This window comes from Allobosea sp. LjRoot90, from assembly GCF_964254315.1.
Taxonomy (GTDB): Bacteria; Pseudomonadota; Alphaproteobacteria; order Rhizobiales; family Beijerinckiaceae; genus Allobosea.
In genome coordinates, this window is record NZ_CAXUTF020000003.1 from 465,063 (window position 1) to 489,810 (window position 24,748).

General features: G+C 66.4%; 26 protein-coding genes. 5 read left to right on the plus strand and 21 right to left on the minus strand.

Going from position 1 to position 24,748, the window contains the following annotated elements; genetic code table 11:
• Positions 1-78: 78 nt before the first annotated feature.
• The 12 genes from glmM to ybgC form a co-directional block, all read right to left on the minus strand.
• On the minus strand, positions 79-1,422 hold the full coding sequence (gene glmM / locus ACSQ3M_RS14320; protein WP_436150738.1) for a phosphoglucosamine mutase: 1,344 nt from the start codon (positions 1,420-1,422) through the stop codon (positions 79-81).
• Positions 1,423-1,620: 198 nt separating this feature from the next.
• A complete protein-coding gene (ftsH, locus tag ACSQ3M_RS14325; protein WP_436150739.1) occupies positions 1,621-3,546 on the minus strand; it encodes an ATP-dependent zinc metalloprotease FtsH in 1,926 nt (641 codons plus the stop codon).
• A 111-nt stretch (positions 3,547-3,657) separates the two neighbouring features.
• Positions 3,658-4,716 (minus strand): tRNA lysidine(34) synthetase TilS, encoded by a 1,059-nt coding sequence (gene tilS, locus ACSQ3M_RS14330; protein ID WP_436150740.1) that lies wholly within the window; start codon positions 4,714-4,716, stop codon positions 3,658-3,660.
• On the minus strand, positions 4,713-5,648 hold the full coding sequence (ybgF, locus tag ACSQ3M_RS14335; RefSeq protein WP_436150741.1) for a tol-pal system protein YbgF: 936 nt from the start codon (positions 5,646-5,648) through the stop codon (positions 4,713-4,715). Before ybgF ends, tilS begins: the two co-directional genes overlap by 4 nt.
• Positions 5,649-5,777: 129 nt before the next feature.
• Complete coding sequence (gene pal / locus ACSQ3M_RS14340) at positions 5,778-6,278, minus strand: peptidoglycan-associated lipoprotein Pal (protein WP_436150742.1); 501 nt, start codon at positions 6,276-6,278, stop codon at positions 5,778-5,780.
• 178 nt (positions 6,279-6,456) lie between these two features.
• Positions 6,457-7,815: a Tol-Pal system beta propeller repeat protein TolB gene (tolB, locus tag ACSQ3M_RS14345; RefSeq protein WP_436150743.1), complete on the minus strand. Its 1,359-nt coding sequence runs from the start codon at positions 7,813-7,815 to the stop codon at positions 6,457-6,459.
• A gap of 5 nt (positions 7,816-7,820) precedes the next feature.
• Positions 7,821-8,942: a cell envelope integrity protein TolA gene (gene tolA / locus ACSQ3M_RS14350; protein WP_436150744.1), complete on the minus strand. Its 1,122-nt coding sequence runs from the start codon at positions 8,940-8,942 to the stop codon at positions 7,821-7,823.
• A gap of 46 nt (positions 8,943-8,988) precedes the next feature.
• Positions 8,989-9,438: an ExbD/TolR family protein gene (locus ACSQ3M_RS14355; protein ID WP_436150745.1), complete on the minus strand. Its 450-nt coding sequence runs from the start codon at positions 9,436-9,438 to the stop codon at positions 8,989-8,991.
• Positions 9,439-9,449: 11 nt separating this feature from the next.
• Positions 9,450-10,163, minus strand: a complete 714-nt coding sequence (gene tolQ, locus ACSQ3M_RS14360) for a protein TolQ (RefSeq protein ID WP_126115987.1) — start codon at positions 10,161-10,163, stop codon at positions 9,450-9,452.
• A 390-nt stretch (positions 10,164-10,553) separates the two neighbouring features.
• Entirely contained in the window at positions 10,554-11,003 is a 450-nt protein-coding gene (locus ACSQ3M_RS14365; protein WP_436150746.1) for a DUF2852 domain-containing protein, read from the minus strand.
• A 157-nt stretch (positions 11,004-11,160) separates the two neighbouring features.
• Positions 11,161-11,808, minus strand: coding sequence for a TetR/AcrR family transcriptional regulator (locus ACSQ3M_RS14370; protein WP_436150747.1), 648 nt, complete (start codon positions 11,806-11,808; stop codon positions 11,161-11,163).
• Positions 11,809-11,866: 58 nt separating this feature from the next.
• Positions 11,867-12,274 (minus strand): tol-pal system-associated acyl-CoA thioesterase, encoded by a 408-nt coding sequence (gene ybgC, locus ACSQ3M_RS14375; RefSeq protein ID WP_436150748.1) that lies wholly within the window; start codon positions 12,272-12,274, stop codon positions 11,867-11,869.
• A gap of 127 nt (positions 12,275-12,401) precedes the next feature.
• Here ybgC and ACSQ3M_RS14380 point away from each other — a divergent pair, with 127 nt between their 5' ends.
• Complete coding sequence (locus ACSQ3M_RS14380) at positions 12,402-12,596, plus strand: hypothetical protein (RefSeq protein WP_436150749.1); 195 nt, start codon at positions 12,402-12,404, stop codon at positions 12,594-12,596.
• A gap of 7 nt (positions 12,597-12,603) precedes the next feature.
• Here ACSQ3M_RS14380 and ACSQ3M_RS14385 read toward each other — a convergent pair whose 3' ends face one another.
• The 4 genes from ACSQ3M_RS14385 to ruvA all read right to left on the minus strand — a co-directional run bounded on the left by ACSQ3M_RS14385 (position 12,604) and on the right by ruvA (position 15,351).
• Positions 12,604-13,107, minus strand: a complete 504-nt coding sequence (locus tag ACSQ3M_RS14385; protein ID WP_436150750.1) for a DUF3828 domain-containing protein — start codon at positions 13,105-13,107, stop codon at positions 12,604-12,606.
• Positions 13,108-13,202: 95 nt separating this feature from the next.
• On the minus strand, positions 13,203-14,225 hold the full coding sequence (ruvB, locus tag ACSQ3M_RS14390) for a Holliday junction branch migration DNA helicase RuvB (RefSeq protein WP_436150973.1): 1,023 nt from the start codon (positions 14,223-14,225) through the stop codon (positions 13,203-13,205).
• 23 nt (positions 14,226-14,248) lie between these two features.
• Positions 14,249-14,737 carry a GNAT family N-acetyltransferase gene (locus ACSQ3M_RS14395; protein WP_436150751.1) on the minus strand — a complete coding sequence of 163 codons (489 nt, stop codon included), beginning with the start codon at positions 14,735-14,737 and terminating at the stop codon, positions 14,249-14,251.
• Positions 14,734-15,351, minus strand: coding sequence for a Holliday junction branch migration protein RuvA (gene ruvA, locus ACSQ3M_RS14400; RefSeq protein WP_436150752.1), 618 nt, complete (start codon positions 15,349-15,351; stop codon positions 14,734-14,736). The genes ACSQ3M_RS14395 and ruvA overlap by 4 nt, the downstream gene beginning before the upstream one ends.
• 92 nt (positions 15,352-15,443) lie before the next feature.
• Here ruvA and ACSQ3M_RS14405 point away from each other — a divergent pair, with 92 nt between their 5' ends.
• Positions 15,444-16,655, plus strand: a complete 1,212-nt coding sequence (locus tag ACSQ3M_RS14405) for an NAD(P)/FAD-dependent oxidoreductase (protein WP_436150753.1) — start codon at positions 15,444-15,446, stop codon at positions 16,653-16,655.
• Here the strand turns inward: ACSQ3M_RS14405 and ruvC are convergent.
• The gene (gene ruvC / locus ACSQ3M_RS14410; RefSeq protein ID WP_436150754.1) at positions 16,637-17,155 is read right to left on the minus strand and encodes a crossover junction endodeoxyribonuclease RuvC; all 519 of its coding nucleotides are present in this window, start codon (positions 17,153-17,155) and stop codon (positions 16,637-16,639) included. The genes ACSQ3M_RS14405 and ruvC overlap by 19 nt on opposite strands.
• 105 nt (positions 17,156-17,260) lie before the next feature.
• The gene (locus tag ACSQ3M_RS14415; protein WP_436150755.1) at positions 17,261-17,740 is read right to left on the minus strand and encodes a hypothetical protein; all 480 of its coding nucleotides are present in this window, start codon (positions 17,738-17,740) and stop codon (positions 17,261-17,263) included.
• Between the two features lie 320 nt (positions 17,741-18,060).
• Between ACSQ3M_RS14415 and ACSQ3M_RS14420 the strand changes: the two genes are divergently transcribed.
• Positions 18,061-18,840 carry a sulfite exporter TauE/SafE family protein gene (locus tag ACSQ3M_RS14420; protein WP_436150756.1) on the plus strand — a complete coding sequence of 260 codons (780 nt, stop codon included), beginning with the start codon at positions 18,061-18,063 and terminating at the stop codon, positions 18,838-18,840.
• Positions 18,841-18,842: 2 nt separating this feature from the next.
• Here ACSQ3M_RS14420 and ACSQ3M_RS14425 read toward each other — a convergent pair whose 3' ends face one another.
• Positions 18,843-19,589 (minus strand): YebC/PmpR family DNA-binding transcriptional regulator, encoded by a 747-nt coding sequence (locus tag ACSQ3M_RS14425; RefSeq protein ID WP_436150757.1) that lies wholly within the window; start codon positions 19,587-19,589, stop codon positions 18,843-18,845.
• A gap of 165 nt (positions 19,590-19,754) precedes the next feature.
• Between ACSQ3M_RS14425 and ACSQ3M_RS14430 the strand changes: the two genes are divergently transcribed.
• Positions 19,755-21,107 (plus strand): methyl-accepting chemotaxis protein, encoded by a 1,353-nt coding sequence (locus ACSQ3M_RS14430; RefSeq protein ID WP_436150758.1) that lies wholly within the window; start codon positions 19,755-19,757, stop codon positions 21,105-21,107.
• Between the two features lie 78 nt (positions 21,108-21,185).
• Positions 21,186-23,189, plus strand: coding sequence for a PhoX family protein (locus tag ACSQ3M_RS14435; RefSeq protein ID WP_436150759.1), 2,004 nt, complete (start codon positions 21,186-21,188; stop codon positions 23,187-23,189).
• A 108-nt stretch (positions 23,190-23,297) separates the two neighbouring features.
• Here the strand turns inward: ACSQ3M_RS14435 and fba are convergent, their stop codons facing one another.
• On the minus strand, positions 23,298-24,380 hold the full coding sequence (gene fba, locus ACSQ3M_RS14440; protein WP_126115974.1) for a class II fructose-bisphosphate aldolase: 1,083 nt from the start codon (positions 24,378-24,380) through the stop codon (positions 23,298-23,300).
• Between the two features lie 92 nt (positions 24,381-24,472).
• Entirely contained in the window at positions 24,473-24,709 is a 237-nt protein-coding gene (locus ACSQ3M_RS14445; protein ID WP_436150760.1) for a hypothetical protein, read from the minus strand.
• Positions 24,710-24,748: the final 39 nt, after the last annotated feature.

Sequence of the window (24,748 nt, forward strand, 5' to 3'; positions counted from 1 at the left end):
GCGCAGCAACGGGCGCGGAACTCCGGATTCGTGAGATGGGCTCGGCGGCCCGCCCGGAAGAACCGCGACGATGTCCGCTCAGGCGGCTGCCTTGGTCACCGCGTCGACCACCTCATCGACGGCGCGCATGACGAGGTCGCGATCATCGCCCTCGGCCATGACGCGGATCACCGGCTCGGTGCCCGAGGGACGGATCACCAGCCGCCCACTCTCGCCCAGCAGCTGTTCGGCCGCCTTGATCGCGCTGACGACCGGCTTCTCCTCGAGCGGGCGCCCCTGCTTGTAGCGGACGTTCTTGAGGATCTGCGGCAGCGGCTCGAAGCAATGGCAGACCTCGGAGACCGGCTTTTCCTGCCGCTTGACCACGGCGAGCAATTGCAGCGCCGCGACAAGGCCATCACCGGTCGTGCCATAATCCGAGAGGATGATATGGCCGGACTGCTCGCCGCCGAGATTGAAGCCGTTCGCGCGCATGTGCTCCAGCACATAGCGATCGCCGACCGCAGTGCGCGCCATCGACAGGCCGAGACCCGCCAGATAGCGCTCAAGGCCGAGATTGGACATCACGGTGGCGACGATGCCAGGGGCGGAAAGACGCCCATCCTCCTGCCAGCTGCGGGCGATCACGCCCATCAGCTGGTCGCCATCGACGACCTGACCCTGCTCGTCGACGATCAGGACGCGATCGGCGTCGCCGTCGAGCGCAATGCCGAGATCGGCACGCAGATCGCGCACCTTCTGGCTGAGTGCCGCTGGCTTGGTCGAGCCGACATCCTTGTTGATGTTGAAGCCATCCGGCTCGTCGCCGATGGTGATGACCTCGGCGCCCAGTTCCCAGAGCGCCTCGGGCGCGACCTTGTAAGCGGCGCCATTGGCGCAATCGAGCACGATGCGCAGGCCATCCAGGCCGAGATTGCGCGGCAGGGTCCGTTTGGCGAACTCGATATAGCGCGCATGGGCGCTGTCGATGCGCTTGGCCCGGCCGAGCATTGCCGAGGACGACAGCTGCTTGCCGAGATCGGAATCGATCAGCCGGGTGATCTCCGCCTCGACCTCGTCGTTGAGCTTATAGCCGTCCGGCCCGAACAGCTTGATGCCGTTGTCTTCATAAGGGTTGTGCGAAGCCGAGATCATCACGCCGAGATCGGCCCGCATCGAGCGGGTCAGCATCGCCACGGCCGGCGTCGGCATCGGGCCGAGCTGCAGCACATCCATGCCGACAGAGGTGAAGCCGGCGATCAGCGCAGTCTCGATCATGTAGCCAGAGAGCCGCGTATCCTTGCCGATCACCACGCGGTGGCGATGCTCGCCGCGGCGGAAGGCGATGCCGGTCGCCTGGCCGACACGCATGGCGAGGTCCGGCGTGATCACGCCATTGGCGCGCCCGCGAATGCCATCGGTACCGAAGTATTTGCGTGTCATGGTCGTCCTCGGAGCCTTGTCCGGCTCATTGCTTTTGCAGCTCATACAGGCGTTTTGCCCGCTCAGCTTCTCACAAATTGTGTCGGATCGTATCTATCAAGCATCGGCTATCCCCAATCGGCGCGAATGACGGGGGATCAGCATGACAAAGGGCGGCTCGAAGGCCGCCCTTTGATCGCTTTTACGGTCTTGTCCCGCTCAGGCCTGCGGCTGCGGCTCCAGCCCGGTATCGGGCTCGTCGCGCTTGCGGCCCTTGCCGGCGCTCGGCACAGCCGAACCGCGCGGCGCGTGCGGTGTGTCGTCGGCGTCGCGCGACGGGCGCTTGCCCGCGATCAGGTCGCGGATCTCGTCGCCGGTCAGGGTCTCGAACTCGAGCAGCGCCTCGGCCACCGCGACAAACTGCTCATGATGCTCGGTCAGGATCGCCGTGGCGTCGAGATAGCCCTGATGGACCAGCTTGCGTACCTCGGAATCGATCTTCTGCGCGGTCGCCTCCGACACGCTCTGGGTCCGGCCCATCGACATGCCAAGGAAAACCTCTTCCTGGTTGTCGCCATAGGCGACCATGCCGAGCTCCTTGGAATAGCCCATCTGGGTGACCATGGCCTTGGCCATCTTGGTCGCCTGCTGGATGTCGCCCGTGGCTCCGGAGGTCACATTCTCCATGCCGAAGGTCATCTCTTCCGCTACGCGCCCGCCCATGGCGACCGCGAGCTGCGAGGTGAACTCCTTGAATTTCATCGAGTAGCGGTCACCTTCCGGCAGGAATTTGACCATGCCGAGCGCGCGGCCGCGCGGGATGATCGTCGCCTTGTGGACCGGGATGCCGGCCGGCACATAGAGGCCGACGATGGCATGGCCGGCCTCGTGATAGGCGGTCAGCTTCTTCTCTTCCTCGGACATCGCCATCGATTTGCGCTCCGCGCCCATCATGACCTTGTCCTTGGCGTCCTCGAATTCGGCATGGGTGACCATGCGCTTGCCGCGTCGAGCAGCGAGCAGCGCGCCCTCGTTGACGAGGTTCATCAGGTCCGCGCCGGAGAAGCCCGGCGTGCCGCGGGCCAGAATCTTGAGGTCGACGTCGGGAGCGAGCGGGACCTTGCGGACATGCACGCGCAGGATCTTCTCGCGGCCGGCGACGTCCGGGTTCGGCACCACGATCTGACGGTCAAAGCGGCCCGGACGCAGCAGCGCCGGGTCGAGCACGTCGGGCCGGTTGGTCGCGGCGATGATGATCACGCCCTCGTTCGGCTCGAAGCCGTCCATTTCGACCAGCAACTGGTTCAGCGTCTGCTCGCGCTCGTCATTGCCACCGCCGAGGCCGGCGCCGCGATGGCGGCCGACCGCGTCGATCTCGTCGATGAAGATGATGCAAGGCGCATTCTTCTTGGCCTGCTCGAACATGTCGCGGACACGCGATGCGCCGACGCCGACGAACATCTCGACGAAGTCCGAGCCGGAGATGGTGAAGAACGGCACATTCGCCTCGCCGGCGACGGCGCGCGCGGTCAAGGTCTTGCCGGTGCCCGGAGGGCCGACCAGCAGCACGCCGCGCGGAATACGCCCGCCGAGGCGCTGGAACTTCTGCGGATCGCGCAGGAATTCGACGATCTCCTGCAGGTCTTCCTTGGCCTCGTCAATGCCCGCGACGTCCTCGAAGGTGACGCGGCCATGCGCCTCGGTGAGGAGCTTGGCTTTCGACTTGCCGAAGCCCATCGCCCGGCCGGCACCGTTCTGCATCTGGCGGGACATGAAGATCCACAGGCCGATGAAGATCACGAAGGGCAGCGAATTGACGAGCAGCGCCATGAACCAGGGCGTGCCTTCGGAGGGAGCGCGGGCCGAAACCTGCACGCCCTTCTGCGCCAGGGTCCTGACGAGCTGCGGATCGTTGTATGGCGCGTAAGCGACAAAGCTTCGGCCGTCGGAGAAGGTGCCGGTAATCTCCGGCCCCGCCACCACCACACTGGCGACGCGGCCGGCTTCGGACTCGTTGATCAGCTGGCTGAAGGGAATTTCGTTGGTGCTGGCGCGCTGGCTCGGGCTCTGGAACAAGGTGACCAGCGCCAGAACCAGCAGGAAGATCACCACCCAGAGGGCGAAATTGCGGAAGTTCGGATTCATCAGGGTTCCGATCCGCTCGCCAGCGGAATTGCCGCGCGAGCCTGTGGTTTTCGCTGCTTAATCTAGGGCTGACATGCCTCCTTGCCAAGGGAAGCGTCGTCCTTCTTCGGGTTATACCGTCGCAGGGTGAACGCCCCGGCGCCTCTCGCCCTCGCGACTGAGTGTCAGGACGCCATCGCCGGCAAGCGAAAGACGGAAGCCGCCGAGCGTACGGCGCAGCGCCCTGCCCTCGCGTGCGGCGGCGATCAGGGCCTGCGCGCAATCCTCGATCCGCGCCAGGCGCAGCGGCACATCGGCCTCCTCGTCGCTGTCCTGCGCTGCGGCAAGCGCGAGAGCCAGGCCCCGGATGACGATCTCCTCGGGTTCTTGGCAAAGCCGCGCGAAATCGAACCAGCGCTCTCCAGCTTCCTCGCCGGCAGGCAACGTTGCCAGAGCACGTACAGCGAGGGCATCCAGGGCCTCATCAGCCCGTGCCAGCCGGCGGGCGAGCTGACCGAGCCGCTCGGCGGTCAACCCGTCTTGCGCCAGCTCCGGCAATAGCTCGCGCCAGCGGATGCGTGCGAAGCGCGGGTCGTCGTTGGACGGATCGCGTACGAAGGAGAGCTCACGCGCCTTGCAGGTCGCGACGAGCCGGGCTTTCTCGACGCCGAGCAACGGCCTTGCGAGCACGACTCCGTTCACCGAGCTACGCGGCGCCATCCCCGCGAGGCCGGCGAGGCCGGAGCCGGCGGCCATGCGCATCAGCAAGGTCTCGGCCTGGTCGTCGAGGGTATGGGCGGTGACGATCGCAGCCGCGCCAAACGCCCTCGCCTCCTCTGCCAGCAGGGCGTAGCGGGCGGCGCGCGCCTTCTCCTGCAAGCCAGTCTGCGGCTTATGGCCCAGCCAGCGCTTCGTGCGATGCTCGACACCGAATCCGGCGCAGAGCCGGGCGACCATCAGCGCTTCGTCGGCCGCCTCGGGGCGCAGGCCGTGATCGACGGTGACAGCCAGGAGCCGTGGGCGGCCACGGCTGGCCCACTCGGCAAGAAGCGCGAGGAGAGCGACGGAGTCCGGCCCGCCGGACACTGCGACGACCAGTGCTTCCTCGCCCGCAAGCGGAGCAAACAGGACAGCGGCGTCTGCCGCCGTCAGGGGTTCGTATTCGGCAGTCCCTGGGGGTGTCGCGATCAAGCGCAGCGGGCGCGTCGCTGCTCGCGCTCCACGCCCTGGCGCACCGTGTTCGAGGCGGCGGGATAGTCGACGCCGACCTTGGCGAAGGTGGCGCAGGCCTGGTCGCGCGCGCCGAGCCCGTTCAGCGACATGCCGAGCTTGAGCAGGCTGTCGGGGCCCTTGCCGGCCTTCGGATAATCGCGCGAGATCTTCAGGAACTGCTCGGCCGCCTCGCGATAGCGCTGGCGCTGGAAATAGCTCTCGCCGAGCCAGAAGGTCGCGTCGGGCGCCAGCCGGTCGCGCGGATAGCTCTGCAGGAACTCGCGGAAGCTCATCTCGGCGCGCTCGTATTCCTTACGCAGCACATGCGCATAGGCGAGGTCGTAGAGTTCGCGCGGGGTGCCCGCCTGCCCGGTCGCAGCGACGCTCGGGCCACGTGGCGCCGTCGGTGGCAGTGCCCCTTCCGGCACCGGGCGGCCGACATTGGACAGGTCCATCGGACCCTGCCCCTGATTGCCGGCGAACTCTTCGTCGATGATCTGGCCGAGCTGACGCGGCCCGCCCGCGGCTCCCGGCTGAGCAGCCGGATCGAAAGCGTCGCCGCGACGCTCGCGCCCGGGCGGTGGCGGAGGATTGGCCGGGCGGGTGCCCTGCGGCGCCGGCGCGGCGGTGCTGCGCTGTCCACCGCGCTCCGACAGGCGGAAGTCGACATCTTCCTGGAATTTCCGCAACTGCTCGGTCAGGCGCCGGTTCTCGAACTGCAATTGCTCGATCTGGCCGGAGAGCTGGCGCAGCTGGTTTTCGAGGCGGCTCGTCCGCACCACGAGATCGGCGGCATCCTGCGCCGCGGCAGGCTGGATCAGGCCGATCGCCAGCAGGGACAGGCCGGCGAGCAGGCCGCGCCACAGCGAGAGCCGCTTCAGGCCCAAGATCGAAGTCGTGGCAAAGTTCATGTCAAGCAAACCGCATCGCCCCGGGGGTTTAAACTATCACACGCGAATACCGCGGCCAAAATATGGAAAAAGCCGGCGCTTTCCTTGCGGTAAGCGCCGGCTGCGTCAAGTTCTCGTCGGGCGCCTGGATCAGACGCCGCCAGCGCCGTCGAGCACCGTCACGGCGCGGCGGTTCTGCGACCAGCAGGAAATGTCGTTGCAGACCGCGACCGGACGCTCCTTGCCGTAGGAGACGGTGCGGATGCGGTTGCCCGGGATGCCGCGCGAGGCGAGGTAGTCGCGAACCGTCTGGGCGCGGCGGGAGCCGAGTGAAAAGTTGTATTCGCGGGTGCCGCGCTCGTCGGCATGGCCCTCGATCAGGAAAGTGTAGCGCGGATAGCGCTGCAGCCAGGCCGACTGCTTGTCGAGGGTCGCGACCGCGGTCGTGGTCAGGTCGGTCGAGTCGGTCTCGAAGAAGACGCGGTCGCCGACATTCACGACGAAGTCTTGCGCGCTACCGGGAGTGGCGGCGCCACCGGCGCCGAAACCATCGGCGTTCTGATCCTTGGCGCAGGCGCCGAGGGCGAGCGCGCCCATGAGGGCGGCAGCAAGGCGCACGGTACGGGCGCTGGCGGCAAAGGAGGCGAGCATGTCAATTCTCTCCGAATTTCGGACGCGGAGCGCGCCGGGCGGCGTCACGCGTTACCCATCAATGAAGTGTCAACCTAAACGAGACCTTGCCAGAACAAGGCGAAGTGGCGGCATTGCGGCGTATGGTTAACCAAATGTGGCTGGACAACCGACCGCTCAGCGATGTTGCATTTCCGCATCAGCGCGCGGCGGTGAGCAGCGGCGACCAGGTCGGGTCCGAGGCGAAGGCCGGCGTCGGCACCGGCACTTCGACGCGGCCGGTGATGTCGACCATGTAGAGCTTGCCGCCGGACTGCCCGCCGGGATCGCGGAAGAACATGAGGTACTGGCCGTTCGGCGCCCAGTTCGGCGCTTCGTTGTGGAAGCCCTCGGTCAGGATGCGCTCCCCCGAACCGTCGGGCTTCATTACGCCGATCGAGAAGGCTCCGCTGCCCTGGCGGGTAAAGGCGATGAGGTCGCCGCGCGGCGACCAGGACGGCTGCGAATAGGAACCTTGGCCGAAGGAGATGCGCTTGCCCTCCCCGCCACCGGCGCCCATGAGATACAGTTGCTGCGAGCCGCCGCGGTCGCTCTCGAAGACGATCTGCGAGCCGTCCGGCGCGTAGGAGGGCGAGGTGTCGATCGCCGCCGTCGAGGTCAGCCGCTGCGTGGTGCGCGAGCCGATGTCGATCGCATAGAGATTGGCGTTGCCGCCCTGCTGCAGGCTGAGCGCGATGCGCGCGCCATTGGGCGAGAAGCGCGGACTCGTCGTCATGTCGGGAAAATTGCCGACGACCTGGCGCTGGCCGGTCTCGATGTTCAGCACATGGACGCGCGGCTGCTCGCCGGTGCGCTGCGCCATATAGGTCACCTCCTGGGCCACCGGCGAATAGCGCGGCGTCACCACCGAGGTCGCGCCATCGGTCAGGTAGCGCACATTGGCACCGTCCTGGTCCATGATCGCCAGCCGCTTGCGCCGGGCCTCCTTCGACCCGGATTCGTCGACGAACACGACACGGGTGTCGAAGAAGCCGCCGACGCCGGTGATCTTGGTGAAGACCGCGTCCGAGATGATGTGGCCGACCCGGCGGGAATTGTTCGGGTCGGTGAAGTATTGCTGGCCGTCGATCTGCTGGCCCGCGACCACATCCCACAGCCGGAACTCGGCCTTGAGCCGGCCGCCGTCGCGCGAGACCCGGCCGATCACCAGCGCCTGCACGCCGGCCGCCTTCCAGGCTTCGAACTGGGGCGCTGCGTCGAAGGGCGGGTTCTTCTCGGGATGACGCGCCTTCTCGATCGGCAGGAAATAGCCGCAGCGTTTCAGGTTGTTGGTGATGATGCCGGAGACCAGCGCGCCGCCCTCGCCGGCGAAATCGGCGACCGCGATCGGCATCGGCTGGAAGGTGCCCTTGCGCAGGTCGATAACCAGCTCGGCCCGCGCCGGGGCGATCAGCGCCGGCAGGACCAGCGTCGAGCCGGCCAGCGCGAGCGCATGCCGGCGGGTCGGCCCGGCGGCCCTGCCAGCCGGGTCAAAGGCAGGATGATGGATGCGGTCCATGGCGGTCACAGCACGTCCCTGGCGTCGAAGTTGACGATGACGTCGCGCCAATCGTCATAATAGGAAGCAAATTGCGCGGGAATGCGCAGCGGCGAGCAGCGACGCGTCGCCGTCAGCGCCGAATCCGCCGCGACCCGGAAGAGCGGGTCGGACGAGGAATTGGTCACGCTCGCCTGGCCGATCAGCGAACCGTCGGTGTTGAGCTTCATGCGCACCTGCGGCACCACCGGCTTCGGTGCGCTCTGCAGTGCGATCGGCACGTTCCAGCACTTCTGCAGCTGGTCCTGGATGATGCCCATCAACTGCGCCCTGAGCGACGGCGAGAGCTTCTGCGAGGAGCCGGTCTGGGTGCCGAGCGAGGCGGTGCGGTTGATCTGCGGCGCGCTCGAACCCGAGGACTGCGCCTGCTCCTTCGACTGCAGGAGCTTGGCGATGTCGTTCGGGTTGAAATTCTTGGCGATCTCGGCCTCGCGCTTGGCCTTGGCCTCCGCCTCGCGCTTAGCCTTGGCCTCGGCGGCGATTTTGGCCTTCTGCTCGGCTTCCGCCTTCGCCTTGGCTTCCGCTTCGGCCTTCTGCTTGGCGGCCTTGGCCGCTTCGACACGCGCCTGCGCATCGGCCTCGGCTTTCGCCTTGGCTGCGGCCTTGGCCTCTTGCTCGGCCTGTTTGGCCTTGCTCTCGCGGTCGGCCTCCTCGGCCAACTTAGCCAGCTCCTCGCGGCGCTGTTCGGCTTCTTGGGCTGCGGCCTGCTCGGATTTCTGCGGCGGCTGCTTGACCGGCTCGGCCGGCGGCGTCGGCTTCGGGGTCGGACGCGCGGGCGGCAGCGGCGCTGCGGCATTGTCGTCGGCGACCTTGAGCTCCGGCGGGCGCGACGGCGGCGCAGGCGTATCCTGCTTGGCCTCGCCCGCTTCCTTGCGCTCGACGGTGTCGGACTGACGCTCGGCCCGCTGCTGCGGCTGCTCCTGGACCTTTTCGGCCTGGCGCTCGCCGCGCGTCACCTGGTTCAGCGCCGAGGGATCAACCACCTCGACAGCGATTGCCTCCTGATGCTCGGGCAATGGCGTCGCGCCGGCAAACGCCAGCAGCCCCGCGACCAGAACGGTCGCGTGGCCCAGGGCGGAAATCGCCAAGCCCGGCTCGGAACGCGAAACCATCAACGCGACGGCACCTTCTCGTTCAACGCGAATTCGGTTCGGTGACCAGCGCCACCCGCCTGAAGCCGGCGCTGGTGATCGTCGCCATCACCGAAGCGACGCGGCCGTAGTCCACCAGCTTGTGGCCACGCACATAAATCCGGTCCTCGACCCCCTGCTTGGCGATGCTCTGCAGCTTCTGCACGAGGTCAGGCTCGAGCGTCGGCTGGTCCTGGAGGAAGATCTGGCCCTTGTCGTCGATGGCGATGGTGATCGGCTTCTGATCGACATTGATCGGCTTGGCGCCGGTCTGCGGCAGGTCGATTGGTACACCCGTCGCGATCAGCGGCGCGGCCACCATGAAGATGATCAGCAACACCAGCATGACGTCGATGAACGGCGTCATGTTGATCTCGGCGATGGCGCCATGACGGCGCGGGCGACGCCCACGGCGTCCCCCGGCCTTGGCCCCGGCTGCGGCTGACATGCCCATGATTCAGCCCCTCACGCCGCCAGACGTTCGTCGATCTGCCGCGACAGGATCGCGGAGAACTCGTCGGCGAACGCTTCCAGCCGGTTCTGGGCCTTGGCGACCTCGGCCTGCAGCTTGTTGTAGGCCATCAGCGCCGGGATCGCGGCGAACAGGCCGATCGCAGTGGCGAACAGCGCTTCGGCGATGCCGGGGGCAACGACGGCGAGCGAGGAGTTCTTCGAGACCGCGATCGCGGTGAAGGAATTCATGATGCCCCAGACCGTGCCGAACAGGCCGATGAACGGGGCGGCCGAAGCGATGGTCGAGAGCACGAGCAGCTTCGATTCGAGACGCTCGGCCTCACGCTGGATGGTGACGTCGAGCACCTTGTCGATGCGCGCGGACAGGCTCGCAACCGAACGCCCGCCGTTCTCGAAGGAGCGCTTCCATTCGCGCATCGCCGCGACGAAGACGGCGGCCATGTCGTTGACCGGCCGGTTGGCGAGGTCGCGATAGAGTTCCTCGAGCGAACGGCCGGACCAGAACACCTCCTCGAAAGCATCCATGTCGCGGCGGGTACGGCGGTAGAGCAGGGTCTTGTCGACGATGATCGACCAGCACCACACCGAAGCACCAAGCAGGCCCATCATCACGAGCTTGACGACGATATGGGCGTGCCAGAACAGCGACCAGAAAGACATGTCGATCTGCGGCGCGGCCTGCGCGATCTCCACGGCGGGGTTCATCCTGTCATCCTTCTGCCTGGCGGGCGCGAAACTAAGTTCAGTCCCGCACAGCCTGTAGCTTGCGCCGCGAAGGTCGCGCCGCCGCCCGATCTGCGCTCCGGGGATATGCCATTGACACCAATTGCCGCTGAATTCGGCGAAAGATGGGCCAAACGGCGGTGCTCGCGTGCGCCAGAGGCCTTGTGTCCCGTTAAATCCCCGTCGAGGTTAAGGACCGTCATGGTTAATATCGCGTTATGACGGCCGTGCGGGCCTCACCCGGGAGGGGCCCGTGGCTGTATCCGCGGCCTCGTGCGCGAAGCATTTCGTCGAGATGCGGCGCATAAACGCGAACGGCCCGCTTCCGTGAGGAAGCGGGCCGCCGATAGTCGACAGGGCTGACGGGGCGGGTCAGGCGCTTTCGACGGTATCCGTGCCGGTGCTGGGGCGGCGCGTGTTCATGAAGTCGTCGAACTCCGCCTTGTCCTTGGCCATGCGCAGCCGGCCGAGGAAGTCGTGGAACTCACGCTGCTCATCCTCGAGACGGCGCAGCGTCTCGTCACGGTATTCGTCGAAGGCGCGGTTGCCGCTCGACGCGCCGCGGCCCCAACCGCCGCCGAAGCCGCCACGACCCCAGGGCTGGGCCCCGCCCATGCGCTCGCGCAGGCGCTCCATTTTGTCCTGCAGGCGGCTCATCCGGTACTCGTAACGTGCCGGTCCACAACCATGTCCCATGCGTCCACTCCAGAACAGAAAGACCAGGGTCGCCAGACCCAGCGGCCAGAAAATGATGAAGCCGAGCACCGCAAAGGCGAGCCAGGCTCCTTTTCCGTATTCATCAAGCTTCGCGACGATCGGCATCGATTCCTCTCGAACCTGAATGGCAGCGACGGATGCCGCTGCCGACCAACCTCCCCGATCGGCGCTCGCCGACCGTGTGAATGTAAATCACATTCACATATCTGGCCGCACTTGCCAAGGCTTTCAAGGCAGGCGGATCAAAAATTTCAGAAAGAGATCAGGCAGGTTGGTCGGGAGGCAGGCCCAAGCCTTTGAGATAGACCAGCATTCCGGCCTCGAGCAGGTCGGCGGCGGACATCGGCAGCGGTCGCCGGCCGGCATCGGCGCGGCCGAACAGGGCCGCGACGCCGTGCGACATCGCCCAGATATGCAACGCCATCATCAGCGCCGGTGGCCGCTTTCCTTGCGGCAGCACCGCGATCAGCGTCTCCGCAGCCTGGCGCAATTGCTGGAAGGCGCGATCGGCGGCGGTGCGCAGCTCCGGGCTCGCGTCGAGCGGGACGCCGGCTTCGAACATTGCGGAATAGTAGGCCGGCTCGTCGTGGGCGAAGGCGAGATAGGCCGGACCGAGACGGTGGAAGGCTGTCTCGGCATCCGGCTTGCCGCCGTTCCAGGCCTTGGCCAGGGCTGCCTCGAAGGCGGTGAACCCCCGCACCGCGACATCGGCCAGCAGTTCATCGCGGTCGCGATAATGCCGGTAGGGCGCGGCCGGGCTGACGCCGGCCATGCGTGCGGCTTCGGCGAAGGTGAAGCCGTTCGGCCCCTTCTCGCCGATCAGCCCCAAAGCGGCGCGCACCAGCGCCTCCTTGAGGTTGCCGTGGTGATAGCCGCGCGGCTGCTCGGGCTCGTTGCGTTTCCAACTCATGTTACGGGCCCTAACATGGTGGCCGGCCAGCGTCGATGCCAGTTGGCATCGGGCGTGCTCAGACGATTTCCAGGCCGAGCCGATGCCTGAGCACATCGGGAATGCGCCGGGCCTTGCCGCCGCCGACGCAGGCGACCTTGACCTGCGCCGTGATCAGTACCTCCTCGCCGCGCAGGATGCGCTGGTCGAGTTCCATGGTCGCCCCGCGCGCCAGGGTCGGCTTGGTCTCAACCGTGAGCAGATCGTCCATCACCGCAGGCCTGACGAAATCGATCAGCATGCGCCGGACCGCGAAGCCGAGCGCCGCATCGCCATCGAAGAGCTCGCGCTGCTCGATGCCGAGCGCCCGGATCAGCTCGGTGCGACCGCGTTCCATGAAACGCAGATAGGAGGCGTGGTAGACGACGCCGGAAAAGTCGGTGTCCTCGTAATAGACGCGGACGGAGATGCTGTGGGCGCCGGCCATGACAGTCCTTCTGCAGAGTGGCGCGCGATCCTTAGACCGGCCTGCCCCACACGAACAACCGCGACGCGCCCGCCGGAACCGGATGCGGCTCCCCTCGTTCCAGCTTGAGAGCGAGACGGAGACCGCGATGCGTAAGCTGAAGCAGGCCACCCAGCGCGCCAAGACGCGTCGGGAGCTGAAGGAGAAGAAGGAGCGGGCAGAGACCGGCCATGTTGACCGGCCAGCGAGCAAGGTCGCGAAAACGAGCGTCCGGAACGGCCACTCACCGCCGCCAGGAAGGACCGCGAACGCCGAACGAAGCCAGAAAGCCACGCTTCATTGAGCAGGCGTCAGCGCTTGCAGGGCTTGCCCATGAAGGAGCCGCAATCATAGGGCTGCGCCAGCTCGCGCCGCACCGAATTGCGGCCAGCGCCGATATCGTCGATGCGCCAGCCGCCGCCTTCCTCGATCATGCGGAACGGCACCGACATCGCCTTGCCGAAGCTGCGGAAGCTCGCCGTCACCAGCGCCTTGCCGGCGGCCGGAGCCTGGGTGACCGTGACCCTAAGACTTTTCACCTCGCCGTCCTGGCCCTGGATGAACGGATCGGCGCCGACATGGCCGATATCGCCGCTCTCGTCCTGATAGCGGTCGTCGCGGGCGAACAGCGCCGCGAGGCTCTTGCTCATCAGGCCGTCGCGATGCGGCGGGCGCCAGGGCGGCTCACCGCCACCGTCCAAGGTCTTCTGCGTGATCTCGTAGGCCTTGCGCACTGTGGCGTCGGGCGTGGGCTCGGCGGCATGGCCAAGCACGGATGCCAGCATCAGGCCGGCCGCCACAAGCGCATACCGCATGAGTTTCTCCCAGGCTCGCGTCTCGGCCTGGACAACATCACGATCACGCCTGCCCCGCATCATTCAAATGCAGGGCCCCGCCTGCAGGCCCAAACTCAATCTTCGCCCTCATCCCCGAATAGGCCGAACTGCGCTGCCTCCCGGTTCGGCTCCGGCATGCCCAGATGGCGGAAGGCGTGCGGTGTCAGCAACCGCCCCCGGGGCGTGCGCTGGATGAAGCCCTGCTGCAGCAGGAAGGGCTCGATGATCTCCTCGATCGCGTCGCGCGGCTCGGAGAGCGAGGCGGCGATGGTCTCGATCCCGACCGGGCCACCGCCGAAATTGATCGCGACAGTGGTGAGATAGCGCCGGTCCATCTGGTCGAGGCCGATGGCATCGACATCGAGCAGGCCGAGTGCCTTGTCGGCGACCTTGCGGGTGACAATCGCATCGCCATCGACGATGGCGAAGTCGCGCACCCGTCTGAGCAGCCGGCCGGCGATACGCGGCGTCCCGCGCGCGCGGCGCGCAATCTCGTTCGCCCCGTCATCCGACATCGGCACGCCGAGCACCCGCGCGCCACGCGCGACAATGCTCTGCAATTCCTCGACCGTGTAGAACTGCAGCCGGATCGGGATGCCGAAACGGTCGCGCAGCGGCGTCGTCAACAGGCCGGCGCGGGTGGTGGCGCCGACGAGCGTGAACTTAGGCAGGTCGATCTTGACCGAGCGCGCTGCCGGCCCCTCGCCGATGATCAGGTCGAGCTGGTAGTCCTCCATCGCCGGGTAGAGGATCTCCTCGACCGCGGGATTGAGGCGGTGGATCTCGTCGATGAAGAGCACGTCGCGCTCTTCGAGATTGGTGAGCTGCGCCGCAAGGTCGCCGGCCTTGGCGATGACCGGCCCCGAGGTCGAGCGGAAGCTGACGCCGAGCTCGCGCGCCACGATCTGCGCCAGCGTGGTCTTGCCCAGCCCCGGCGGCCCGACGAACAGGACATGGTCGAGCGCGTCACCGCGCGACTTCGCCGCATTGATGAAGACCTGGAGGTTCGCCCGCGCCGCCGCCTGACCGGTGAAGTCGGCAAGCGAAAGCGGCCGCAGCGAGGTCTCGCTGTCGTCGTCGCGCTTGTCCGACGTCATCAGGCCGGGCCGCTTCGGGTCACTCACAACGCGATCTCCAGCTCCAGCGCGTCGTGCACCGGAATGTCCTGGTAGCCGATCTTGATGATCGTCGGAATCACCGAACGATAGGCGTCGATCGCCTCGACATAGAGCCCGGAGAAGCGGAAGCCGTGCTTCTGATAGAAGGCCAGGGCCGGCATGTTGTCATTGGTCAGCATCGCCCTGAGCTTGACCGCGCCGGCGGCGCGCGCTGCCGCCTTCACCGCCTCGAGCATGCGCGACGCGGCGCCCTCCCCCTCTTTCAGGGAATGCAAGGCGCACAGCACCGCAAGCTCGCCGTCATGGGCCCAGCTCGCCACCGCCAGAAGCTCGCCTTCGGCCGTGAACATGCCGAGCAAAGGCAATTCGGCGCAATCGTAGAGCTTCAGGCCGATCACCATGCGATGCGAGCCCCAGTGCCGCATCATCAGCGCAAGGAACGCCGACTTGTCGGCGATCTCCCGGAAGATCACCGTCGGACCGTTCTTCACTTGGCAAGCTCCTTCAGCCCGAGCCGGATCAGTTGCGCCGTGCCGGCCCCCTCGCCTGCCGTACGCGATGCAGCCGCGACCGCCGCAACCGCCTGCGCCTGCTGGTAGCCGAGATTGGTGAGCGCCGAGATCGCGTCTGCCACCGGCGGCGGCAGTTTCCTGTCCTCGAGCGCACCGGAGAGCTGCGCGATCGCCGGGTCGACATGGCCGAAGGCCGGCGCCTTGTCCTTCAGCTCGGCACAAATGCGCTGGGCGAGCTTGGGGCCGACGCCGGGGGCGCGCGCCACGGCCGCCTTGTCGTTGCTGGCAATCGCGGTCGCGAGCGCGCCGGGCTCGAACGTCGACAGGATGGCGAGAGCGACCTTGGCGCCGACCCCCTGCACCATCTGCATCAGCCTGAACCAGTCGCGCTCATTGTCCGACATGAAGCCGTAGAGCCGGATCGCGTCCTCGCGGACATGCGTCTCGATCGACAGGGCCGCCGCCTCGCCGACCTTGGGCAAGCGCTGCAGCGTGCGCGATGAGCACTGCACGACATAGCCGACGCCCTGCACGTCGACGATGACGAAGTCCTCGCCATACGAATCGATGAGGCCCTTGAGCTTTCCGATCATGCTTCCTGTTAGCATGGCGGTAGCCCGCCGCCAGATCGGATCATTCGTGGCGATCATGCGTTCTCCACCGACGATATGGAGGGTGTGAGCACGTGCTGACGAAAGCGAGGAACCTGCGGACCGGGCGCTCGGTCTGGCAGGGCGAGCGGCCACCGCGCTTTCCGAGGCAAGGCATCACCGAGGATACGCAGAGCGACGTCGTCATCATCGGCGCCGGCATCTCCGGCGCAATGCAGGCCGACGCGTTGAGCGAGGTTGGCTTCAGCGTGCTGGTCGTCGACCGCCGCGGGCCGGTGCGCGGCTCGACGCCGGCGAGCACCGCCCTGCTGCAATACGAGATCGACCAACCCCTGACCAAGCTGACGCGCCAGATCGGCGAGGAGGCCGCCATCCGCGCCTGGCGCCGCTCGCGGCTCGCCATCGATGGGCTCGGGGCACGGATCGAGGCGCTATCGATCGCTCCCGTCACCCGCCGCGACTCGCTTTATCTGGCCGGTGACGTGCTCGATGCCGGCGGCTTGGCCCGTGAGGGGGAAGCCCGCCGCCATGCCGGGCTGGAAACCGCCTTGCTCAATGCCGCGACACTGAAGAAGCGCTTCGGCATCGATCGCGAGGCGGCCCTGCTGGGCTACGACAATCTCGAAGCCGATCCGGTGCAGCTCGCCACCGGCTTCCTCCGCGCCGCGATCGCCCGCGGCGCCCGCCTCGCCTGGCCGGTCGAGATCGTCGACCTCGACGCCAAGCCGCGCTCGGTCAGCCTGCGCACCAAGGACGGCCACCGCATCCGCTGCCGCCATCTTGTCTTCTGCACCGGCTACGAATTGCCCTTCGGCGAGATGCCGAAGGGGCATGGCGTGCTCTCGACCTGGGCCATCGCCACCGCACCCCAGAAACGCAGCCTCTGGCCACGATGCTGCTTCATCTGGGAGGCATCCGACCCTTATCTTTACATGCGCACGACCCGCGACGGCCGCATTATCTGCGGCGGCGAGGACGAGGACTTCGTCGACGAGGACAAGCGCGACGCGCTGATCGACCAGAAGACAAAAGCCATCCAGCGCAAGCTCGGCAAGCTCCTGTCCGAGGTCTCGACTGAGGCCGACTATGCCTGGACCGGCACGTTCGGGGCCTCGACGACCGGCCTGCCGACCATCGGCCAGATGCCGGATCTCAGGAATTGCTGGACGGTGATGGGCTTCGGCGGCAACGGCATCACCTATAGCCGCATCGGTGCCGAAATCGTTCGGTCCGGCCTCCTCGGCAAGGGCGATCCGGACGCCGAGCTCTACGCCTTCCGCAGTTGATACTGCGCCAGCAGCGCCCTGGCGCCGCGATGCTGCGAATGGCAGATCGCGACAGCGAGCGCGTCCGCCGCATCAGCGCTGCGCGTCTCGGCCTTGGGCAGCAGCACGCGGATCATCGCCTGCACCTGCTTCTTGTCGGCATGGCCAACGCCGACCACGGTCTTCTTCACCAGATTGGCGGCGTACTCCGCCACATCGAGCCCAGCCAGCGCCGGCACGACCAGCGCGATGCCGCGCGCCTGACCGAGCTTCAAGGCTGATTGCGGATCGCGGTTGACGAAGGTCTCCTCGACCGCGACCTCCTGCGGCACATGCCGCGCGATCACGCCGGCGATGCCGTCATGCAGTTGCCGCAGCCGTTCGGCGAGCGACTGCTTCTCGTCGCTCTCGACCACGCCGCAGGCGACAAAGGAAAGTTTCGTCCCCTCGCTGACGATGAGGCCCCAGCCGGTCTTCCTGAGACCGGGATCGAGGCCGAGAATGCGAATCGGATCGGACATGCGCGCACGCTATTCCCGATCGGGCTCCGGCGCACCCCATTGGCGCGCCAGGACCGAGGCACGGGCCTCGGCCCAATCTTGTGACACAAACTGGGAACGCTTTGCTCAGGCGCCCTTCAGTCGGGTGTTGCACTGGCTGTAGTAGCCGCCACCCTTCTGGATCCACTTCAGCTCGCCATTCCCGCCATTGGCCTTGTTGGCGTTGTACTGGTCGTTGCAGGTCTTGAAGCGCTGCTTGCCAGCCGACAGGGTCGAGTATTTCGGATCGACCTTGCTCGGGAACATGGCATTGCCGGCCGCAGCGGCCGCGGGCTTGGCAGGGGCGCTGGCAACAGGCTTGGCAGGGGCTGTGGGAGCAGTCGTCGCGGCGGGGGTTGCCGCGGTGGGAGCAGCCGCGTCACCGCACTGCGCCTTGCGGAAATCGTTCCACGACTGTCCGGCCAGCGTATTGCCGGCCTTGGCGGCGTTGTACTTGGTGCTGCACTCCTTCATCGTCAGCGCGAGCGCCGGCGACGATGTCTGGAGCATGAAACTGCCGGTCAGTGCGAAGAGCCCGGCGGCAAGTGCAAATCTGGTGCGTGTCATGATCGCTATCCCCCTGTGGGGTCAGGTTGGTGCAGCGTCGGCCAGGCGGAACATCCCGGGAGGTCTCGCAGCTGGAAAACGCTAGGACCGCCAAGATGAACGCGCAATGACAGGCTGTATTAAAGTTTTGTAAGGTATCTGGCCCAGCAGCCTGTCGCGGCCCTGACAGGCGCGAAACACCCGCCGGTTCAGAAACAGCACGGAAGGCAGGGACGTGGCTCACACCATCGATGAGCAACACTCATCGCCGCCATCACTGCAACAGGGGTTGATCGGCCGACGCCTTGCGTGAAGGTAGAAAATCCTTCCCCGGCGTTCCAATGACAAACCTCCTGATTTCGCTCTTTCCCGGTGTCTCGCTCGACGGCATCGCCGTCCTGGTCGCCGCGACCTTGCTCGGCGGGCTGATCCGCGGCTTCACCGGCTTCGGCTTCGCCATGGTGTTCATGCCGCTGGCCTCGATCGTGCTCGGCCCGGTCGCGGCGCTCGGCCTGATCTGGGTGATCGACCTGCCCTTTGCCCTGCCGCTGGCGGCGCGCTCGGCAAAGCGGGCGGAATGGAGCGAGGTCATCCCGCTCCTGATCACCGCGACGCTGACCCTTCCGCTCGGTATCGCCCTGCTCACCTGGCTCGATCGCGAGACCATGCGCTGGCTGCTGGCGCTGCTCGTGCTCGCCGCCGTCCTGCTGATGGCCTCGGGCTGGCGCTACCACGGCAAGCCCGGCATCCCGCTCTCGCTCGGCGTCGGCGCGGCATCGGGCCTGTGCAACGGCCTCGCCAGCATCGGCGGCATGCCGCTCGCCGTGTTCTGGCTCGGCGCCCAGCGCAACGATCGGCACAAGACGCGCGCCAATATGCAGACCTATTTCGGGCTGAGCACCGTGGTCAGCGGCGCGGTCTTATGGGCGAAGGCTATCATCACCTTCACCTCGCTGGTGATGGCGCTGCCGCTCTTCGCCGTCTATGGCGCCGGCCTCTGGCTCGGCACCCATGCCTTCGGCCTGGCGTCCGAACAGACCTTCCGCCGCATCGCCTATCTGACGATCTTCCTGAGCGCGCTCGTCAGCTTACCGTTTTGGGACGGGCTGGTCGGGCGCTGAACTCAGCCGCCGAGCTTGGCCATCACCTCGTCGGCGATCTCGAAATTGGCGAAGACGTTCTGGACGTCGTCGTCATTGTCGAGCGCCTCCATCAGCCGCATCATCGACGCAGCTTTCTCCTCGTCGAGCGGCGTCGTGGTGGTCGGTCTCCAGACCGGCTTGGCCGAGGCCGGCGCGCCGAGCGTGCCTTCGAGCGCCTTAGAGACCTCGTTGAGCGCATCGAAGGCGCACAGGATGGTGTGGCCGTTCTCGTCACTGATCACGTCGTCGGCGCCGGCCTCGATCGCCGCCTCCATCACCTTGTCGGCATCGCCGGCTTCGGCGGGGTAGCTGACCTCGCCGACGCGATTGAACATGAACGAGACCGAGTTGCTCTCGCCCATCGCTCCGCCGGACTTGGTGAAGTAGGAGCGCACCGCCGAAGCCGTGCGGTTGCGGTTGTCGGTCAGCGCCTCGACGATCACAGCGGCGCCGCCAGGTCCATAGCCCTCGTAGCGGACCTCGTCATAGTTATCGCCCTCGCCACCGAGCGCCTTCTTGATCGCGCGCTCGATATTGTCCTTCGGCATGTTCTCGGCCCGCGCCGCCAGCACCGCCATGCGCAGGCGCGGATTCATGTTCGGGTCGGGCATGCCCAATTTGGCGGCGACGGTGATTTCGCGGCCCAGTTTCGAGAACAGCTTGGAGCGCACCGCGTCCTGCTTGCCCTTGCGGTGCATGATGTTCTTGAACTGTGAATGGCCGGCCATACGCCCAAATCTCCGCTGTTATGCGCCGGCCGGCTTATACTCAGCCGGCTCGGCGCGAGGCAAGCGCGGCGGCAGCGTTTCCGGCGCGCTCATGCTTAAGCGTTTATTCGCGAACCTGCAGCAATGTCGTGGGCAGGCCCACTAGCGGAAACGAACGCAGCGCGCATGACTAACGCCATCGCCGAGCACGCGGCGCGCCTGCGGACCTTTCGGATCGACGCCATCGACATCGACCTGCTGCGGCAGCAGGCGGAGTTCGCACGCCGACGCCTGCCGATCTTGCTGGCCGAGCTGCATGAGCATTTCGAGGCCTGGCCCGAAATCCTGAGCGCGATGCAGCGGCCGGAGGTGCACGAGCTCAGGCTCGCGCACTGGATCCGGCTGGTGTCGGGCGAGCTCGATGACGGATATCTGCAATCGGCGCACGCCCTTGCCGGCGCCTTCAACGACAACGGCGTTCCCGCCCATGCCGTCGCGATCTGTCACGCCATCGTCGGCAATGCGATCGGTGCCGAGCTCGGCCTGCTGCGCGACGGCCTCGCCAAGCTCAGCCATTTCTGGCAGGCGAAGGAATACAACCGCCGCATCGCGCTGCGCGCCGCCCTGCAGAAGGCGGTGCAGCTCGATCTCGAGCTGCTGCTCGAGATCTATTCGCATGTCCAGCGGCAAAGTCGCGCGAGTATCCAGAGCGAGATCTCGGCTTTCGAGGTCACGGTTCGCGACGTGGTCGGCGCCGTGACCGGTAGCGCCCGTGTCGTCGAGGCGACGGCGCATACGATGAACGGCATCGTCAAGGAGACCGGCACGCAGGCCGTTGCAGCCGCCCGGGCGTCGGACGAGGCTTCCGACAATGTCGCCAGCGTCGCCAGCGCCGCTGAGGAGCTTTCCATCTCGCTCAGCCAGATTTCCGAGGAAGTCGCCCGCGCCACGACCAAGGCGCACGATGCCAGCCAGGCAGCGTTGCGAACCGAGGCGATCGTCAAGGGGCTCGCACAATCGGCGCAGACGATCGGCTCCATCGTCGACCTGATCCGCGACATCGCCGCACAGACCAATCTGCTTGCCCTCAACGCAACGATCGAGGCGGCGCGCGCCGGTGAGGCGGGGCGGGGCTTCGCCGTGGTCGCACAAGAGGTGAAACAGCTGTCCGCCCGCACCGCCAAGGCGACCGACGAGATCGCGGCCCAGGTTCCGGCCATGCAGGCGGCGACGCAGGAGGCCGTCGAGGCGATCGAGAGCATCGTCGGCTTCGTCAGCGACATGGACCAGACCACGCTGACGATCGCGAGTTCCGTCGACGAGCAGCGGGCAGCGACCCAGGAAATCGCCCGCAGCGTCAGTTTCGCGTCGCAAGGCACGCAGGAGGTCGCGCACGCGATCGCCAGCGTCAACGAATCCGCCCAGGCCGCCGGCATGGGCGTAGGCGAGATGCTCGGCCTCGCCCAGGCGCTGACGCGCCAGGCCGAAACCCTGACCGAAGCCTTCGACAACCTGACCCGGCAGAACCGCGCCGCCTGAAGGGCTACCGTCACCGACCTGTCAAGCATGGCTCATAGCTTTGAGTCATTCTAGTTTAGATGGCAGCGGGGACCGATCATGGCCGAAGAGATCCAATACGAATCCACCTTCGGCGCCAGCATGCTCGAGCATGACGACGCTCCGCCGCAGAACCATTCGGCCAACCCGACCATGGGCGAGCTCATCGGCCAGCGCTTCTCGCGCCGCGGCCTGCTCAAGGGCGCGCTCGCCGTCTCGGCCATCTCGGCGACGGTCGGCGCAGCCGCGCTGGTGACCGCCGACGAGGCCAGGGCCCAGGCGAAGGTGTCTGCTTTCAACTTCAAGGAGATCGAAGCCGGCGTCGACGCCGACCACCATGTCGCCGAAGGCTATCAGGCCGACGTGCTCCTGCGCTGGGGTGATCCGCTGTTCGCAGACGCGCCGGATTTCGACCCGGCCAAGCAGACGCCGGAGGCCCAGGCCAGACAATTCGGCTACAATAACGACTTTGTCGGCTATCTGCCGGTGCCGGGCGCGGCCGATCCGTCTGCCCATGGCGTACTCTTCGTCAATCACGAATACACCAACCCGCATCTGATGTTTCCGGGTGTCGTCGAGATCAAGGACGGCAAACCGGTGATGAAGAACGCCACGCCCGAGCGCTTCCGGATCGAGGCCATGGCACATGGTGCGACCGTCGCCGAGGTCCGCCGGACCGACGGCAAGTGGGCGCTGGTGAAAGACTCCAAGTACAATCGCCGCATCACTGTTGCGACCGAGATGCAGCTTTCGGGTCCCGTTGCCGGCTCCGACCGCGTGAAGACCAATGCCGATTCCAGCGGCCGCAAGGTCTTCGGCACGCTCAATAACTGCGCGGGCGCGATGACGCCCTGGGGCACTTTCGTCTCGGGCGAGGAGAACTTCCACGGCTACTTCTCCGGCAAGCTGCCGGAAGGACATCGTGAGGAAGCCAACTACAAGCGGCTGGCCCTGCCGTCGGCGCCCTATGCATGGGGCCGCTTCGAGGACCGGTTCGATATCGGCAAGGAGCCGAACGAGCCCAATCGCTTCGGCTGGGTGATCGAGGTCGATCCGTTCGACCCGAACTCGGTGCCGAAGAAGCGTACAGCACTCGGCCGCTTCAAGCATGAGGGCGCCGACAGCATCGTCGCCAAGGACGGCCGCGTCGTCGCCTATCTCGGCGACGACGAGCGCTTCGACTATGTCTACAAGTTCGTCACGGCCGGCCGCTTCGATCCGAACAATCGCGCTACCAACATGGATCTGCTCGACACGGGCACGCTCTACGTCGCGAAGTTCGCTGCCGACGGCACGGTCGAGTGGCTGCCGCTGGTCTTCGGCCAGGGTCCGCTCACTGCGGCAAACGGCTTCGGCAGCCAGGCCGACGTGCTGATCGAAACCCGCCGCGCCGGCGACCTGCTCGGCGCCACCAAGATGGACCGGCCGGAAGACATCACCCCCAACGGCGTCAATGGCCGCGTCTATGTGATGCTGACCAACAACACCAGCCGCAAGGACGACCAGGTCGACGCCGCTAATCCGCGCGCCAAGAACGCCTTCGGCCACATCATCGAGATCATCGAGGACGGCGGCGATTTCACCGCGCTGAAGGGCAAATGGGAAGTGCTGCTGAAATGCGGCGATCCTTCGGTCGCCGCAGTCGGTGCTAGCTTCTCGACCGAGACCAGCAAGAACGGCTGGTTCGGCATGCCGGACAATGCGGTGGTCGATTCCGCCGGCCGGCTCTGGGTCTCGACCGACGGCAACGGCCCGCAGGAGACCGGACGCACCGACGGCCTCTGGGCCATCGATACTGAAGGCGAGGCGCGCCGCACCTCGAAGCTGTTCTACCGTGTTCCGCACGGCGCCGAGCTCTGCGGCCCCTGCTTCACGCCCGACGATACGACGGCCTTCGTCGCCGTCCAGCATCCGGGCGACGATGGCCCGGACTGGCCGGCTTTCGGCCGCCGCTCCTATTACGAGGACCTCTCGACGCGCTGGCCGGACTTCAAGCCGGACATGCCGGTGCGCCCCTCGGTGGTAGCGATCACCAGGCGTGGCGGCGGCAAGATCGGCGTGTGAGCGATTGGCAACCGGTCCTGCCCCGGCTTGGCCCGACCATTTCCTGAAATGAAAACGCCCGGCACAGCCGGGCGTTTTTTTACTAGCTCGCGAGACTGACCGCTCGGTTCACGCCGCCTTCTTCGCGCCGAAGGTCGGGTCGAGCTCGCCCTTGGCGTAGCGCTTGGCCATGTCCGCCAGCGTGATGACGCGCTTGATCTTCGAGGCCTGGCCGGCGGTGTTGAACTCCTCGAGCCGCTTCTTGCAGAGGGCGGTCATCGCCTCCATCGCCGGCTTCAGGTACTTGCGCGGATCGAATTCGCCGGGGTTCTCGGAGAGAATCTTGCGGATCTGGCCGGTCATCGCCATCCGGTTGTCGGTGTCGATGTTGATCTTGCGCACGCCATGCTTGATGCCGCGCTGGATCTCCTCGACCGGCACGCCCCAGGTCTGGGGCATCTTGCCGCCATACTGGTTGATCACGTCCTGCAGGTCCTGCGGCACCGAGGACGAGCCGTGCATGACAAGGTGCATGTTCGGCAGCTTCTTGTGGATCTCCTCGATGACGTGCATCGCCAGGATCGCGCCGTCGGGCTTGCGGGTGAATTTGTAGGCGCCGTGCGAGGTGCCCATGGCGATGGCAAGCGCGTCGACCTTGGTCTCGGCGACGAACTTCACCGCTTCGTCCGGATTGGTCAGGAGCTGGTCGTGGCTGAGCTTGCCCTCGAAGCCGTGGCCGTCCTCCTTCTCGCCCTCGCCACTTTCAAGCGAGCCCAAAACACCGAGCTCTCCTTCGACGGAGATGCCGCCGAGATGGGACATCTCGGTGACGGTCTTGGTCACGCCGACATTGTAGTCCCAGTCGCCCGGGGTCTTGCCGTCGGCCTTGAGCGAGCCGTCCATCATCACCGAGGTGAAGCCGGCCTGGATCGCGGTCATGCAGGTCGCCGGCTCGTTGCCATGGTCGAGATGCACGCAGACCGGGATGTGCGGGTAGATCTCGGTGACGGCGTCCATCATGTGCTTGAGCATGATGTCGTTGGCGTAGGAGCGCGCGCCACGCGAGGCCTGGATGATCACCGGCGCGTCAGTCGCGTCCGCCGCGGCCATGATCGCGAGCGCCTGCTCCATGTTGTTGATGTTGAAGGCCGGAACGCCGTAGTCGTTCTCGGCGGCATGGTCGAGCAATTGGCGAAGCGTGATGCGGGCCACGATGATCCTCCGGTTGGGCTCTGCTTTATCCGGAGGGTTTAGAATCGAACTGTGGCGGACGCAAAGCGAAACGGCCAAAAACGTGAATGCGATCAGCGCCCGCGCGCTTCCAGGACCCTGACGCGCTCCTCGATCGCCGCAACCTGCTCGGCGAAATCGCCCGTCACGGCCTTGGCCATGACGAGCAAACCGGCCGTGTCGCGGCGCTGCTTGCGAACGAGATCTTCGAGCCGCTCAAAGCGGTCGTTGGTCTCGGATCGAAAAGACGCCATGTCGCCCTGAAGTTTCTTCAGGATCTCGTACATTGCCGTCTGCACGTTCTCGCTCATACACGAGAACATAGCATAAACATCGCGCTCCGCAACTGT